This window comes from Streptomyces sp. NPDC127190 (assembly GCF_042672505.1).
Classification (GTDB): Bacteria; Actinomycetota; Actinomycetes; order Streptomycetales; family Streptomycetaceae; genus Streptomyces.
The window spans coordinates 95,307-108,658 of the sequence record NZ_JBHXVE010000013.1; the positions used below are offsets into that span (position 1 = coordinate 95,307).

Annotated in this window: 13 protein-coding genes and 1 pseudogene; 5 read left to right on the plus strand and 9 right to left on the minus strand. The window is 73.8% G+C overall.

Annotated features, from left to right (window positions below; genetic code table 11):
- From ACFVIU_RS21075 to ACFVIU_RS21090, 4 genes and pseudogenes are all read right to left on the minus strand, one after another.
- Window positions 1-348 (minus strand): annotated as a pseudogene (locus ACFVIU_RS21075) (GNAT family N-acetyltransferase); the annotation flags it as partial.
- Window positions 349-574: 226 nt separating this feature from the next.
- A complete protein-coding gene (locus ACFVIU_RS21080) occupies window positions 575-2,158 on the minus strand; it encodes an alkaline phosphatase D family protein (RefSeq protein WP_385844215.1) in 1,584 nt (527 codons plus the stop codon).
- Window positions 2,159-2,329: 171 nt separating this feature from the next.
- The gene (locus tag ACFVIU_RS21085; protein WP_385844217.1) at window positions 2,330-3,160 is read right to left on the minus strand and encodes an alpha/beta fold hydrolase; all 831 of its coding nucleotides are present in this window, start codon (window positions 3,158-3,160) and stop codon (window positions 2,330-2,332) included.
- Between the two features lie 97 nt (window positions 3,161-3,257).
- A complete protein-coding gene (locus tag ACFVIU_RS21090) occupies window positions 3,258-3,911 on the minus strand; it encodes an NADPH-dependent F420 reductase (RefSeq protein WP_385844218.1) in 654 nt (217 codons plus the stop codon).
- 123 nt (window positions 3,912-4,034) lie between these two features.
- On the opposite strand from ACFVIU_RS21090, the gene ACFVIU_RS21095 reads away from it, so the two are divergent.
- Window positions 4,035-4,919: an RNA polymerase sigma-70 factor gene (locus ACFVIU_RS21095; protein WP_385844219.1), complete on the plus strand. Its 885-nt coding sequence runs from the start codon at window positions 4,035-4,037 to the stop codon at window positions 4,917-4,919.
- A gap of 190 nt (window positions 4,920-5,109) precedes the next feature.
- Window positions 5,110-5,871, plus strand: a complete 762-nt coding sequence (locus tag ACFVIU_RS21100; protein ID WP_385844221.1) for a GntR family transcriptional regulator — start codon at window positions 5,110-5,112, stop codon at window positions 5,869-5,871.
- A 74-nt stretch (window positions 5,872-5,945) separates the two neighbouring features.
- On the opposite strand, the gene ACFVIU_RS21105 is transcribed toward ACFVIU_RS21100, so the two are convergent.
- The 3 genes from ACFVIU_RS21105 to ACFVIU_RS21115 all read right to left on the minus strand — a co-directional run bounded on the left by ACFVIU_RS21105 (window position 5,946) and on the right by ACFVIU_RS21115 (window position 9,018).
- Window positions 5,946-7,106, minus strand: coding sequence for an ROK family transcriptional regulator (locus ACFVIU_RS21105; RefSeq protein ID WP_385844222.1), 1,161 nt, complete (start codon window positions 7,104-7,106; stop codon window positions 5,946-5,948).
- 89 nt (window positions 7,107-7,195) lie between these two features.
- Complete coding sequence (locus tag ACFVIU_RS21110) at window positions 7,196-7,852, minus strand: response regulator (RefSeq protein WP_385844223.1); 657 nt, start codon at window positions 7,850-7,852, stop codon at window positions 7,196-7,198.
- A 14-nt stretch (window positions 7,853-7,866) separates the two neighbouring features.
- The gene (locus ACFVIU_RS21115) at window positions 7,867-9,018 is read right to left on the minus strand and encodes a sensor histidine kinase (protein ID WP_385844356.1); all 1,152 of its coding nucleotides are present in this window, start codon (window positions 9,016-9,018) and stop codon (window positions 7,867-7,869) included.
- Between the two features lie 124 nt (window positions 9,019-9,142).
- On the opposite strand from ACFVIU_RS21115, the gene ACFVIU_RS21120 reads away from it, so the two are divergent.
- The 3 genes from ACFVIU_RS21120 to ACFVIU_RS21130 are packed head-to-tail and all read left to right on the plus strand — an operon-like array spanning window position 9,143 to window position 11,261.
- Window positions 9,143-10,063 (plus strand): ABC transporter ATP-binding protein, encoded by a 921-nt coding sequence (locus ACFVIU_RS21120; protein WP_385844225.1) that lies wholly within the window; start codon window positions 9,143-9,145, stop codon window positions 10,061-10,063.
- 2 nt (window positions 10,064-10,065) lie between these two features.
- Window positions 10,066-10,776: an ABC transporter permease gene (locus ACFVIU_RS21125; protein WP_385844226.1), complete on the plus strand. Its 711-nt coding sequence runs from the start codon at window positions 10,066-10,068 to the stop codon at window positions 10,774-10,776.
- 41 nt (window positions 10,777-10,817) lie between these two features.
- On the plus strand, window positions 10,818-11,261 hold the full coding sequence (locus ACFVIU_RS21130) for a hypothetical protein (protein WP_385844227.1): 444 nt from the start codon (window positions 10,818-10,820) through the stop codon (window positions 11,259-11,261).
- Window positions 11,262-11,291: 30 nt separating this feature from the next.
- Here ACFVIU_RS21130 and mug read toward each other — a convergent pair whose 3' ends face one another.
- Together mug and purB are read right to left on the minus strand one after the other, a co-directional pair.
- Window positions 11,292-11,783, minus strand: coding sequence for a G/U mismatch-specific DNA glycosylase (gene mug, locus ACFVIU_RS21135; RefSeq protein ID WP_385844229.1), 492 nt, complete (start codon window positions 11,781-11,783; stop codon window positions 11,292-11,294).
- A 56-nt stretch (window positions 11,784-11,839) separates the two neighbouring features.
- Window positions 11,840-13,282 (minus strand): adenylosuccinate lyase, encoded by a 1,443-nt coding sequence (purB, locus tag ACFVIU_RS21140; RefSeq protein ID WP_385844230.1) that lies wholly within the window; start codon window positions 13,280-13,282, stop codon window positions 11,840-11,842.
- Window positions 13,283-13,352: the final 70 nt, after the last annotated feature.

The following is a 13,352-nucleotide window of genomic DNA, read 5'->3' on the forward strand; positions in this document are numbered from 1 at the left end:
TGCGGGGCCCCCCGCGCCGCGGGGGCGGGCGCCGGTGTTGGGGGCGCGGGGCCTGGGCGGCCGGCGGGCGCCGGGGGGGCCGGCGCCCGCGGGACCGGTATCCAGGGCCGGCGGTGCGTGTCCGTGGCGCCGTGCCCACCAGGTGTGGAAGCCGGCCGTCGCGGCCAGCGCGAGCGCCGAGAACACCAGCAGGGCCGGGCCGTCCGGGCCGTGCCCCACCAGGTTCGCCACTCCGTCGGCCACGGCGACGGCCGTGAACAGCGCGGCGAGTTCGACGATGTCCCGCCGCCAGTGGTGGACGGGCCGTCCGTGCTTCGTCCGGGTCACATCAGACATCTCTGGAGTCATGCATCCACTGTGAACGAAGGGTGTTGCGTGATCACGAACGGTTTGTGACCGATGGGTAAAGCATGCTCCGTCCTCTTTGTTGCGATTTACGCCCTTGAGGGCGGAGCTTGCCCCAGATCTTCTCGTTGTCCCCTGTTAAGAGCGCCGCCGGGTTGTCAGGTGATCGCCTCATGCAGAAAACCGTAGAGGCGACCACTGACAACGGCCCCGGCCTGCGGAAACGCGCTTACTGGCCGACCCGCCCCGGTTGCAGCGTCCGGGTGAACAGCACCGTTCCGTCGTACTCGCGCAGCCGGACCGTCAGTTCGCCGCTGTCGCCGTCGATGTCGACCTCGCCGAAGAACTGGTACCCCTCGGCCGGGGACACGTTGGCGGTGGTGGGCGCCTTGACGAAGACCCGCTCCGGGCCGAACGTGCCGTCCAGCGCGTTGGCCGGGAAGGCGCCGGCGTTGAGCGGGCCGGAGACGAACTCCCAGAACGGCTCGAAGTCCTTGAACGCGGCCCGTGACGGGTCGTAGTGCTGGGCGGAGGTGTGGTGCACGTCGGCCGTCAGCCACACCGTGCCGGTGATCCGCCGGTGCTTGACGAACCGCAGCAGCTCGGCGATCTGCAACTCACGGCCCAGCGGGGCGCCCGGGTCGCCCTGCGCGACCGCCTCGAAGTTCGGCCGGCCCTCGACCGGGTCGGGCACGACCAGCCCGAGCGGCATGTCGTTGGCGATCACCTTCCACACCGCGCGGGACTTCGCCAGCTCCCGCTTGAGCCAGTCCAGCTGCTCGCGGCCGAGGATGCCCACCGGGTCCGTGGTCTGGTCGTCGGGGGAGTTGGCGTTGCGGTAGCTGCGCATGTCGAGCACGAAGACGTCGAGCAGCGGGCCGTGGTGGACGACCCGGTAGATCCGGCCGTCGGGCCGATCGCTGAGGGTGGAGATCGGGAAGTACTCGGAGAACGCCTGCCGGGAGCGCAGCGCCAGGTCGTCCAGCCTCGTGCCGGCCGGGTAGGGGGTGCCGGCGCCGATGACCTCGCCCGGGTACCAGTTGTTGCGCACCTCGTGGTCGTCCCACTGGATGATGTTCGGCACCTGCGCGTTGAACCGGCGCAGCGCCTTGTCCAGCAGGTTGTAGCGGAAGTTGCCGCGGTAGTCGTCCAGGGTGACGGCGACGTGCGACTTCTCCTCGGTGGTGAGGTTCCGGTAGACACCGCCGTCCGGCAGGGCGGCGGTCGCCGCGATCGGCCCGTCGGCGTAGATGTTGTCGCCGCTGCACAGGAAGAAGTCCGGGTCGGTGCGCGCCATGGCGTCGAAGATCCGGTAACCGCCGATGGACTCGTTGATGCCCCAGCCCTGACCGGCCAGGTCGCCCGACCACACGAACCGCACGCCCTGGCGCCGCCTCACCGGCGCGGTGCGGAAGGTGCCGGCCACCGGCTCGCCGGTACGGCGCGGGTCGTCCGGGTCGGCGAGCAGTACGCGGTAGTGGATCTGCTCGCCGGAGGGCAGTCCGTGCAGCCGGGTGGTGCCGGTGAAGTCCGTCCCGGCGCCCAGCAGCGGGCCGTGCCAGCGGCGCGGGTTGCGGAAGGACTCGGTGGCCGCCGTCTCCACGATCATCCGGGCGGGCCGGTCCGAACGCACCCAGATCAGCCCGGAGTCGGTGGTGACGTCGCCGGCCTGCACGCCCCACCCCGCCTCCGGGCGCCCCGAGCGGGCGAAGGCCGGGGCCGCGCCGAGGCCCACGGGCAGGGTCAGGGCCGCCGACGCGGCGAGGGAGCCGCGCAGAACGCTGCGGCGGCCGGGCAACGGACGGTGTGACATGGCTGTGCCTCCAGGGACGGGTTCCGGCCAGTGTGCGAAGCCACACCTACGGGCACCCTGAGGCGCGCACGCGAACCCCACATGAACAACCGCCCCGCGAAGGTGCCGCCACGGTTGCGCGTACGACGGGCCGGTCCTCGCGGTCGTACACGGTCCCTTCGTCCGTCCCGGTCAGCTGCTGCCGTCCAGGATGACGCGGGCGACCAGGGCCGGGTCGTCGTTCATCGGGCAGTGGCCGCAGCCGGGCAGCCGGATCAGCCGGGCGTGCGGGAGGATCCGCTTCGCGCGGACGCCCTGGCGGCGCAGGAGGATCCGGTCCCGGGCGCCCCAGGCCACGGTGACCGGCAGCCCCGGAAGACCGTCGGTGAACCGTACGCTCGTGCCCGCCCGCAGCGTCGCGGCGAAGCCGGTCGCGCCGGCCAGCGCGAGCGTCTCGGCGACCACGGCCTCCGGCGCCCGGCGGGCGGGCCGGTGGTAGATGGTGCTGGTCAGCGCGGCGCGGCCGGCCGCGGTGGCGGACAGCTGCCGCACCAGCGGCAGCGGGAGCCGCTCGGCGACGCCCCGCATGGCGAGCAGCAGCGCGAAGGCGTACCGCCGCTCGGCCTCGGTCCAGAAGCCGGCCGGGGCCAGCGCGGTGACGGACCGTACGCGCTTCTCGCGGCCCAGCTCCAGGGCGAGCAGACCGCCCAGGGAGTTGCCGGCGATGTGCGGCCGGTCGAGGCCGAGCGCCTCGAACAGCGCGGCCAGCACGGAGTTGGTCGTGGGCAGGTCATAGGCCAGACCGTCTGGCAGCCCCGGGGAGACGCCGAAGCCGGGCAGGTCGACGGCGATCACATCGCGCTCGGTGGCGAGGATGTCCACGACCGGGTCCCAGGCCTGCCGGTGATGGCCGATGCCGTGCAGCAGGACCAGCGGCTCGCCGCGCCCCACGCGCGCGTAGGACACGGTCACGTCCTTCGGGCCGTGCGCGGTGGGGACCGGGAAGGAGACGGTGGCGGACATGGGGGTGCTCCTCGTCTGGGCTGCTGACGGACGGCGTGGACAGCTTGTCAGCAATTGCTACCGACGGGTAGCCCCCGGTGGTGCCCCCCAACCGCGGTCAACCCGCCCGCCGCACCTCGACATTGAAATCGGCGCTGCCGAACCGCTGGAACATCCCGAGCCACAGCGGCAGATACATCTCCAGGGCGCGGGCCCAGCGGATGCCGCCCAGGTCCACCACCCGCCCGGCCGGCCAGCCGAACTCCCCGAGCAACGAGACGACCTGCGCCTTGGCTTCCGTATCGGCGCCGCACACGAACAGATGGTGCTCGCCCGGCACCCGCCCCGGATCCACCATCACCTGGCAGTTCACGGTGTTCAGCGTCTTCACCACACGCGCCTGCGGGAACTCCCGCTGGATCCGCTCGCCCACACTGTCCGACTCCACCGGATCCAGCCGCGGCACCCCGTCCTCGAACGCCAGCGGATTGGAGACGTCCACCAGCACCTTGCCGTCCAGATGCTCCGCACCGGCCGCCCGCAGCGCGTCGAGCGCCACCCGGCCGCCCACCGCGTTGACGACGACCTCCGCCGCCGCGGCCGCGTCCGCGAACGACCCCGCGCGGGCCCGGCCCGGCGAGGCCGTGGCCCACTCCTGGGCGACCGGATTGTCCCGGGTGCGCGAGCCCAGAGTCACCTCGTGCCCCAGCTCCACCAGCCTGCCGCCCAGCGTGCGCCCCACCTCGCCCGTGCCCAGCACCGCGTACCGCATCGGCCACCTCCAGATCGAACGGCCGCCGGCCCCCGGCGGCCCGCGGTCATTGTGATCCGGACCGCGCCCGGAACCGCCCGATTCCGCTGGACACCCGCGGGGCGTGTCGGATGGGATGGCAGCATGATCGCCGACAGTGCCACCGACGTCTTCGAAGAGCACCGGCCCCTGCTCACCGGCGTTGCCTACCGCATGCTCGGCCGGGTGGCCGACGCCGAGGACGTGGTCCAGGACACCTGGCTGCGCTGGTCCCGCGCCGACCGCGAGGAGGTCCGCGAACCCCGCGCCTATCTGGTGCGCATCACCACCCGGCTGGCCATCGACCGGCTGCGCCAGGCGCAGGCGCGCAGCGAGGCGTACGTCGGACCCTGGCTGCCCGAGCCGTACGTCACCGAGTTCGGCGAGGCCGCCCCGGACGCGGCGGAACGCGCGCTGCTCGCCGACTCCGTCTCGCTGGCCGTCATGGTCGTCCTGGAGTCGCTGTCACCGCTGGAACGGGCCGTGTTCGTGCTCAGGGAGGCCTTCGGCTTCCCGTTCGCCGAGATCGCCGCGCTCCTCGACCGCGCCGAGCCGGCGGTACGGCAACTCGCCGGCCGGGCCCGCCGGCACGTGGCGGAGCGGCGCCCCCGTTACGACGTGGACCCCGCCGAGCGCCGGGATCTGACCGAGCGCTTCCTCGTGGCGGCGGGCGGGGGCGACCTCGAGGGGCTCATGTCCCTGCTCGCCCCGGACGTCCAGCTGGTCGGCGACAGCGGCGGCAAGGCCAAGGCGCCGGTGCGCGTCCTGCACTCCGCGGACAAGGTCGGCCGCTTCCTCGCCGCCGTCTCGCCCGCCGGCGCCGCCACCCTGTCCGCCCGCTTCCTGGAGGTCAACGGCGGCCCGGCCGTGCTGCTCCTGGCCGGCGACGAACCCGAGAGCCTGCTCCAACTGGACACCGCCGACGGCCGCATCACCTCGGTGTACATCATCCGCAACCCCGACAAGCTGCGGCACCTCGCCGGTCACTGACCCCCGTCACCAGGAAGCCCCCGTCGTACGGCGGGGGCTTCGTCGTGCCGTCACCCGCGCGTCGCCGCAGGGATCGAGGATTGGTCTTGACCAGGGGTGACGGCCGCCCTATGGTCGCAGATAAGTGCAACAACCTTTAATAAACAAGGGCGCTAAAAACCGCCGGACCACGGCTCTTGCGGAGGACAGGGTGGGGACCACGCAGCTGGAATCGGTGCCGGAACCGAAGTACTGGCATCTCAAGACCGTGCTCACCGAGGCACTCGACTCCGAGTTCTCCGTCGGCGAGATCCTCCCCAACGAACGCGACCTCGCCGCCCGTTTCGGCGTCGCCCGAGCCACCCTCCGTCAGGCCCTCGAACAGCTGGAGCTGGAGGGCCGGTTGCAGCGCCGCCGCGGTGTGGGTACGACCGTCGCGCCCCCGCGCGTGGGCGTGGCCGTCGGCACCGCGCAGCACAGCTGGCCGGGCGGTGCCGAGGACGCCTGGCAGCCCCTCGACAGCGTCCAAGCGGTGCCGCCCGCGGCGGTCGCCGCGGCCCTGGAGACCGCCGCGGACGAGGCCGTGCACACCGTGCGCCGCTCCCGGATGTCCCACGGCCAGCAGGTCGCCACCGAGCTGCTCTACATCCCCGCCGCCTCGGTGCCCGGCCTCACCGCCATCGACGCCCCGTCCGGCCCGGCACGCGCGCGTGCGGTGCTGCGCGAGGTGCAGCACCTCCCGCTGGAGGGCCAGGACCGCGCCGTCGAGCTGGGCTCCGCCCGCGCGGACGACGCCAGGGACCTGGACCGGCTCCCCGGCTCGCCCGTCCTCGTCGTCACCACCCGCTTCTACGCCCAGGGGCGCACCGCGGCCCTCTCCGTGGCGACCTACCGCGCCGACACCTGCCGGCTGACCTTCGGCGACTCACCGGACATCGAGATACACCACGACCCGGAGCGCCAGGCCTCCTGACCCCGGACCCGTCAGGGCCCTGCAACCCGATCCGTCAGGGCCCTGCAACGCCGGCAAGGCCCGAAAAAGAGGCTCTAGCCCCGACGGGCCGTCACCGTTCCCTCCACCGCGAACAGCTGCTCCTCCACCCGGTCCAGGGCCAGCCGCAGCGCTCCCGTGGCCACGGCCGCCTCGCCCAGCAACGACAGCGCCACCCGGGGCGGCCGCAGGCAGTAGCGGGCCAGTTCGCGGCGCAGCGGCTCCAGCACACCGTCGAGACCGGCGGCCCAGCCGCCGATCACGACCAGCTCCGGGTCGAGCGCCAGCACCAGCGCGGCCACGTCGTGCACCAGCCGCTGGATGAACCGCTCCACGGCCGCCTCCGCCCGCTGATCACCCTCCCGGGCCAGCGCGAACACCTCGGCGACCGCCTGCTCGTCCAGCGGGTGCAACGGCTCGTCGGTGGTGGACAGCAGGGTCTCCGGGGTGGCCTCACGGCCCAGCAGATGCAGTGCGCCGATCTCGCCGGCCGCTCCGCCGTAACCGCGGTGCAGCCGCCCGCCGATCAGCGCACCGGCGCCCGGGCTCAGCCCCGCCAGCACGAACACCACGTCGTCGCTCTCGGTCGCCGCGCCCTTCCAGTGCTCGGCGACGGCCGCCGCGTTGGCGTCGTTCTCCACCAGCACCGGGCACTTGAAGGAGCGGCTCAGCCGCTCGCCGAGGTGGAGACCGGTCCACTGCGGCAGGGCCGTGCCCAGCCGGACCGTGCCGTCGTCCGCCACGATGCCGGGCGTGCCCACCCCCACCGCTCGCAGGGAGTCACGCGCCACCCCCGCCCGGCGCAGCAGCTCGGCGACCGCGCCGCGCAGCCGGTCGAGCCGTTCGTCGGCCGGCGCCGTCTCGTCGACCTCCCTGGCCTGCGCGCCCAGCACCCGTCCGTCCAGGTCGGACAGGAGCGCGGCGACCCGGTGGGCGCCGATCTCCAGGCCCAGCAGATGGCCCGCCTCGGCCCGGAACCGGAACCGGCGGGCGGGCCGCCCCTGTCGGCGCGCGGTGCCCTGGCCGGCCGCCGCCTCCGCCACCAGCCCGGCCTCGACGAGCCCCTCGACCACACCTTCGACGGTCGGCCGGGACAGCCCGGTGACCCGGGTGATCTCGGTGAACGTCGCACAGTCCGTGGCCCGCAGCGCGTGCAGCACCACCGCGGAATTGATCCTTCGCAGCAGCGAGGGATCGCCGCCGGTCAGCTGCCCCACCGTCCGTCCTCCCAGCTCGCGGGCGTGTTGGCCGGATCGTACTCGGCCCGCCGCACCCCGGCGAGTGCCGGGCCCCGCACCGGCCGGGCTCAGCGCGGCGCCACGAACCCCGACTCGTACGCGGCGATCACCGCCTGGGTGCGGTCGCGCGCCCCGAGCTTGGTCAGTACGGCGCTCACATGCGACTTCACCGTCTCCGTGCTCACGACCAGACGGGCCGCGATCTCCGCGTTCGACAGACCGCGCGCCATGAGCCGCAGCACCTCCGCCTCCCGCTCGGTCAGCCGGGCCCCGGCCGGCCCGGCCGGCGCCGGGCCGCCGCCGTCGCCGTACCGGGCGGCGAGCCGCCGGACGGAGGCCGGGAACAGCAGGGACTCGCCCTCCGCCACCAGCCGTACCGCGTGCACGATCTCGGCGGGCCGGGCCCGCTTCAGCAGAAAGCCGTCGGCGCCCGCGCGCAGCGCCTCGTACACGAACGCGTCGTCCTCGAAGGTGGTCACCACGAGGATCTTCGGCGGGTCGGCGACCGTGCGCAGCACCGCGCGCGTGGCCTCGATGCCGTCCATCAGGGGCATCCGCACGTCCATCGCGACCACGTCCGGCCGCAGTTGCCGTACCAGCGGGATGACCGCAGCCCCGTCGGCCGCCTCGCCCACCACCTCGATATCGGCCTGCGCCTCCAGCACGGCCCGCAGACCGGCGCGGACCAGGGGCTCATCGTCGACAAGAAGTACGGTGACCGGCATCCGGCCAGCCTAGATCAGCACGGCAGCTCGGCATGGACCTGCCAGTCGCCTTCGTGCGGGCCGGTGCGGGCCGTGCCGCCGAACAGGGCGGCCCGTTCGCGTATGCCGCGCAGCCCGCTGCCCCGCCCCGGGCCGGGTGGCGCGGCCGGCAGGGGATTGCGGACCTCCAGGGCGAGCGTGCCGGCGGCGACCGCGACCCGGACCCGCACCGGGACGGCGCCCGCGTGCCGCAGCACATTGGTGAGCGCCTCCTGGAGGATGCGGTACCCCTCCCGGGACACCGGCCCCGGTACGGTCGCGACCGGGCCGGTCACCTCGGCGTCGACCTTCGCTCCGGAGGCCCGCGCCGACTCCAGCAGCCGGTCGGCGTCGGCCAGTGTGGGCCGGGCGCTCACCGGCCGCTCGGCCTCGCGCAGCACGCCCAGCACCCGCTCCAGGTCCGCCAGGGCGGCCCGCCCGGTCTCCTCGATGGCGTCCAGCGCGCGCTCGGTGAACCGCGGATCGCCCGCCGCCCGGGCCGCACCCGCCTGCACCACGGCCACCGTCAGCGCGTGCCCGATCGAGTCGTGCAACTCCCGGGCGATCCGGGTGCGTTCCAGCAGCCGCTCGGTGCGCTCCTCCAGCGCCGCCAGCCGCTCCGCCGCGGACGGCCCGAGGAGCCGGCGCGCGCAGAGCGTGACCAGCTCGCCCAGGCCCACGACCACGCCGTACAGGGCGAGCAGCGGAAGCGGCGTCAGCAGGGCCCAGGCGGGGTCCGGCGGCAGCCGGTCCAGCAGCGGCATCCCGGACGGCGCCCGGCCGCCCGCGCACCGCGCCAGCTCGAAGGCGGCGACCGGCAGCCACACCGTGCCGAACATGGCCGCGGCGCCGAGCAGCATCCGCAGCTCCAGCCACAGCACCGTGCGCCATCTGTCCCGCCAGGTCGCCGAGGGGGTCTCGGAGATGCCCGAGTCGGCCACACCGGGCGTCAGCAGCAGCCGTGCCTGCACCCCTTCACCGGTCCGTACGCCGGGCAGCAGACCGACCGGGACGAGCAGCAGCGCGGGCACCCAGGGGGTCGACATGTCGATGAAGAGCCAGATGCTGACGACCAGCATCGGCACCCACAGATGCAGCAGACGCGTGTACGTCGTCCCGCGCAGCAGCGGGCGCAGAAAGCGGACCAGACACAGGCGGACCATGGAGACATCGTCGCAGGCAGCACCGACAACGGGCCTCCCCCGCACGGGGGAGACGATCTCCACCGGCGGGGGAGGACCACCGCCCCCGGCCCCGGCCAGGCTGGCTGCCATGACGACCATCGACGTACGCGACCTCACCAAGGAGTACGCCGGCCGGCGGGCCGTCGACCGGCTCACCTTCACCGTCCGGCCCGGCCGGGTCACCGGCTTCCTCGGCCCCAACGGCGCCGGCAAGTCGACCACGATGAGGCTCGTCCTCGGACTCGACCGGCCCACCTCCGGCACGGCCACCGTGGGCGGCCGCCGCTACGCCGAACTCCCCGAGCCGCTGCGGCGGGTGGGTGCGCTGCTCGACGCCCGGGCCGCGCACGGCTCCCGCACCGCCCGGGACCATCTGCGCGCCCTCGCCGCGAGCAACCGCATCCCGGACCGCCGGGTCGACAGCGTCCTGGAGGAGACCGGCCTCGCCCCGGTGGCCCGGCGCCGGGTGCGGACGTACTCCCTCGGCATGCGCCAGCGGCTCGGCATCGCCGCCGCGCTGCTCGGCGACCCCGAGGTGGTCCTGCTGGACGAGCCCGCCAACGGCCTCGACCCCGAAGGCATCGTCTGGATCCGGGACCTGCTGCGCCGGCTCGCCGCCGAGGGCCGTACGGTCCTGGTCTCCAGCCATCTGATGAACGAGACCGCCGCCTTTGCCGACCACCTGGTGATCCTCGGCCGCGGCCGCCTCCTCGCCGACACCCCGGTACGGGAGTTCATCCACGCACGCGTGCAGCCCGGCATCCGGATCCGCAGCACGGACGCCGGCGCGCTCGACGGCCTGCTCGCCCGGCACGGCCTGGACGCCGCCCGGAGCGAGGACGGCGCGTGGATCGTGCGGCACGCGCGCGTGGAGGACCTCGGCCGGCTCCTGGCCGACGCGCGCGTCCCCGTCACGGAACTCGCCGCCCAGGAGGCCACCCTGGAGGAGGCCTACCTCGATCTGACCGCGGCCGAGGCCGAGTTCACCGCCCAGCCCCAGGAGGCCTGACCATGCCCTTCGCGCCCGTGTTCCACGCCGAGTGGATCAAGATCCGCACCCTGCGCTCGCTGCCGGCCGCCCTGGCCGCGATGCTGCTCGCCACCACCGCCTTCTCGGCGCTGGCAGCGGCCGACGACACCGCGTCCGACCCGCTGTTCTCGGCCTTCTTCGGCATCAGCTTCGGCCAGATCGCCGCGATCGCCTTCGGTACGACGGCGGTCTCCGCCGAGTTCCGCGGCGGCGCCCTGCGGCTGACCCTGTCGGCGGTGCCCGACCGGCGCCGCTGGTTCGCCGCGAAGGCCATGGCGATCGCGCTGCCGGTACTCGCCGTCGGCCTCCTCACCGGCCTGGTGACCCTGCTGGCGGGCCGGGCGGTTCTCGGCGCCTCGGCCCCCGCCTGGTCCGAGGGGCTGCGCGGCGCCCTCGGCTGCGGTCTCGACCTGACCCTGATGGCCCTGTTCGCCGCCGGGCTCGCGGCGGTGCTCCGCAGCGGCACGGCGACCCTGTCCCTGCTCATCCCCTTCGTCCTGATCGTCTCCTTCGTGGTCGGCGACATGTCGGGCGGGGTGGCGGACTTCCTGCCCGACCGGGCCGGCCAGGTGATCCTGCACAGCTCCTGGGACGGCTCGCTCGGCCCGTGGACCGGTCTCGCGGTCACCGCGGGATGGACGGCGGCGGCCCTGCTCGCCGGCGCGTGGTCCCTGCACCGCAGGGACGCCTGACGCCCCGCCAATTGTCAGTGCCCCCCGCTTTACTGGGGCATATGGACATCGCGACATGCCTGGCCCTCATCGACCTGCTGTGCGCCCGGGAGTTCCCGGCGGACCACGGCGGATCCGACGTGGGCACGGCGGGACCCGGCTATGTCACGGTGGAGCTGATGACGAGCCGGGGCGCGGCCGCGGAGCACCCGGAGATCCGGCAGCGCACGGCGGCGGACTTCCACGCGTACCGGGAGGCACTCGCCGGGCGGCTCGCCGACCGCTGGGGCCGGCAGCCCCCGTGGGGCCAGCTGACCCTGCGCACCCGCATGAGCCGCGGCGAGGCGATCCCGCAACCCTGGGCGGACCTGTGCCTGCGCACCGACGAACTCGACCTGTGGCAGCCGGACCACACCGGCCGCTGGCTCGCCCTGGGCGTCGCCGACCGCGACGAGGCGGACGAGATACACCTCCTGGCCACGGTCACGGAGATACCCCCGCCCTGACCCCTCACCGGGCCGGCGCGCCAGGGGTGGTCAGGGGGCCTGCGCCGCCTCCCGCAGCCGGGCGAACTCCGCCGCCATCGTCGCCGTCGTCCAGTGGGCGTTCAGGCCGCTGGGGTTGGGGAGCACCCACAGACGGGTGTCGCCGATGGTCCGTTCCTGCGGTCCCACCCGGGCCGTGCGGTCGGCGAAGGCCGCCCGGTAGGCGGTCACCCCGACCACGGCCAGCCAGCTCGGCCGCAGCCGGGTCACCTTGGCGGTCAGCAGCCGGCCGCCCTCGGCGTACTCCTCGGGGGTCAGCTCGTCGGCCCGCGCGGTCGCCCGGGCGACGACATTGGTGATGCCCAGCCCGTAGGAGAGCAGCTCCTGCTGTTCCTCGGGTTTCAACAGCCGGGGCGTGAAGCCGGACAGGTGCAGCACGGGCCAGAAGCGGTTGCCGGGGCGGGCGAAGTGATGACCGGTCGCCGCCGTCATCAGGCCGGGGTTGATGCCGCAGAAGAGCACGCGGAGGCCGCCCGCGACCACGTCCGGTACCAGACGGTCGCGGGCGGCCTCCAGGTCCGCCTTGGTGAAGCGGGGAGTCAGAGGATCGCTCCGGGGGTGTAACCGGCCGCCTCCGGGCGCTGCTTGACGATCTCCTCGATCCGGCCGGCCACCAGGCCGACCTGGTCGGCCGCCGCACCGGTGAAGGACAGCTTGTCGGCCATCAGGGCCGCCAGCTGGTCGCGGTCGAGCGGCAGCCGCTCGTCGGCGGCGAGCTTGTCCAGCAGGTCGTTGCGCTCGGCGCCCTGCTCGCGCATGGCGAGCGCGGTGGCCACGGCGTTCTCCTTGATCGCCTCGTGCGCGACCTCGCGGCCGACACCCGCCCGCACCGCTCCCATGAGCACCTTGGTGGTGGCCAGGAAGGGCAGGTAGCGGTCCAGCTCGCGGGCGACGACGGCCGGGAAGGCGCCGAACTCGTCGAGGACGGTCAGGAAGGTCTCCAGCAGGCCGTCCAGCGCGAAGAAGGCGTCCGGCAGGGCCACCCGGCGCACCACCGAGCAGGACACGTCGCCCTCGTTCCACTGGTCGCCCGCCAGCTCGCCGGTCATCGACGCGTAGCCGCGCAGGATCACCATCAGGCCGTTGACGCGCTCGCAGGAGCGGGTGTTCATCTTGTGCGGCATCGCCGAGGAACCGACCTGGCCCGGCTTGAAGCCCTCGGTGACCAGCTCGTGCCCGGCCATCAGCCGGATCGTCTTGGCCAGCGAGGACGGCGCCGCCGCCAGCTGCACCAGCGCGGTGACGACCTCGTAGTCCAGCGAGCGCGGGTAGACCTGGCCGACCGAGGTGAAGGCCTGCGAGAAGCCCAGGTGGGCGGCGATACGGCCCTCCAGCTCGGCCAGCTTGGACGCGTCCCCGCCGAGCAGGTCCAGCATGTCCTGGGCGGTGCCGACCGGGCCCTTGATGCCGCGCAGCGGGTAGCGGACGAGGAGCTCCTCGACCCGGCCGTACGCCACCAGCAGCTCGTCGGCGGCCGTGGCGAAACGCTTGCCGAGGGTCGTGGCCTGGGCGGCGACATTGTGCGAGCGGCCGGCCATGACCAGCTCGGCGTACTCGCCCGCCAGCTTGCCGAGGCGCGCCAGCACGGCCACCGTACGGTCCCGCACCAGCTCCAGGGAGAGCCGGATCTGGAGCTGCTCGACGTTCTCCGTGAGGTCACGGGAGGTCATGCCCTTGTGCACGTGCTCGTGCCCGGCGAGGTCGTTGAACTCCTCGATCCGCGCCTTCACATCGTGCCGGGTGACCTTCTCGCGCTCGGCGATCGAGGCCAGGTCGACGGTGTCGAGGACGCGCTCGTAGTCGGCGATCGCCTCGTCCGGCACCTCGATGCCGAGGTCCTTCTGGGCCCGCAGCACGGCGAGCCAGAGCTGCCGCTCCAGCTTCACCTTCTGCTCGGGGGACCAGAGCGTGGCGAGCTCGGCCGAGGCGTAGCGTCCGGCGAGGACGTTCGGGATGCGGGGCTTGGCGGGCGCTGAAGTCACGTCTCCGGATTCTACTGGCGATTTGTGCAGGCCAGCGCCACGCCCCTGTTCGGTGGAAGCTACGAGAGCC

Excerpts from the sequence above, each read along its gene's own strand:
- ACFVIU_RS21120 (WP_385844225.1), top strand. The coding sequence starts at position 9,143 with ATGACGACCATCGACGTACGCGACCTCACCAAGGAGTACGCCGGCCGG.
- ACFVIU_RS21095 (WP_385844219.1), top strand. The coding sequence starts at position 4,035 with ATGATCGCCGACAGTGCCACCGACGTCTTCGAAGAGCACCGGCCCCTG.
- ACFVIU_RS21110 (WP_385844223.1), bottom strand. The coding sequence starts at position 7,852 with ATGCCGGTCACCGTACTTCTTGTCGACGATGAGCCCCTGGTCCGCGCC.
- ACFVIU_RS21080 (WP_385844215.1), bottom strand. The coding sequence starts at position 2,158 with ATGTCACACCGTCCGTTGCCCGGCCGCCGCAGCGTTCTGCGCGGCTCC.
- ACFVIU_RS21130 (WP_385844227.1), top strand. The coding sequence starts at position 10,818 with ATGGACATCGCGACATGCCTGGCCCTCATCGACCTGCTGTGCGCCCGG.
- ACFVIU_RS21090 (WP_385844218.1), bottom strand. The coding sequence starts at position 3,911 with ATGCGGTACGCGGTGCTGGGCACGGGCGAGGTGGGGCGCACGCTGGGC.
- ACFVIU_RS21125 (WP_385844226.1), top strand. The coding sequence starts at position 10,066 with ATGCCCTTCGCGCCCGTGTTCCACGCCGAGTGGATCAAGATCCGCACC.
- ACFVIU_RS21085 (WP_385844217.1), bottom strand. The coding sequence starts at position 3,160 with ATGTCCGCCACCGTCTCCTTCCCGGTCCCCACCGCGCACGGCCCGAAG.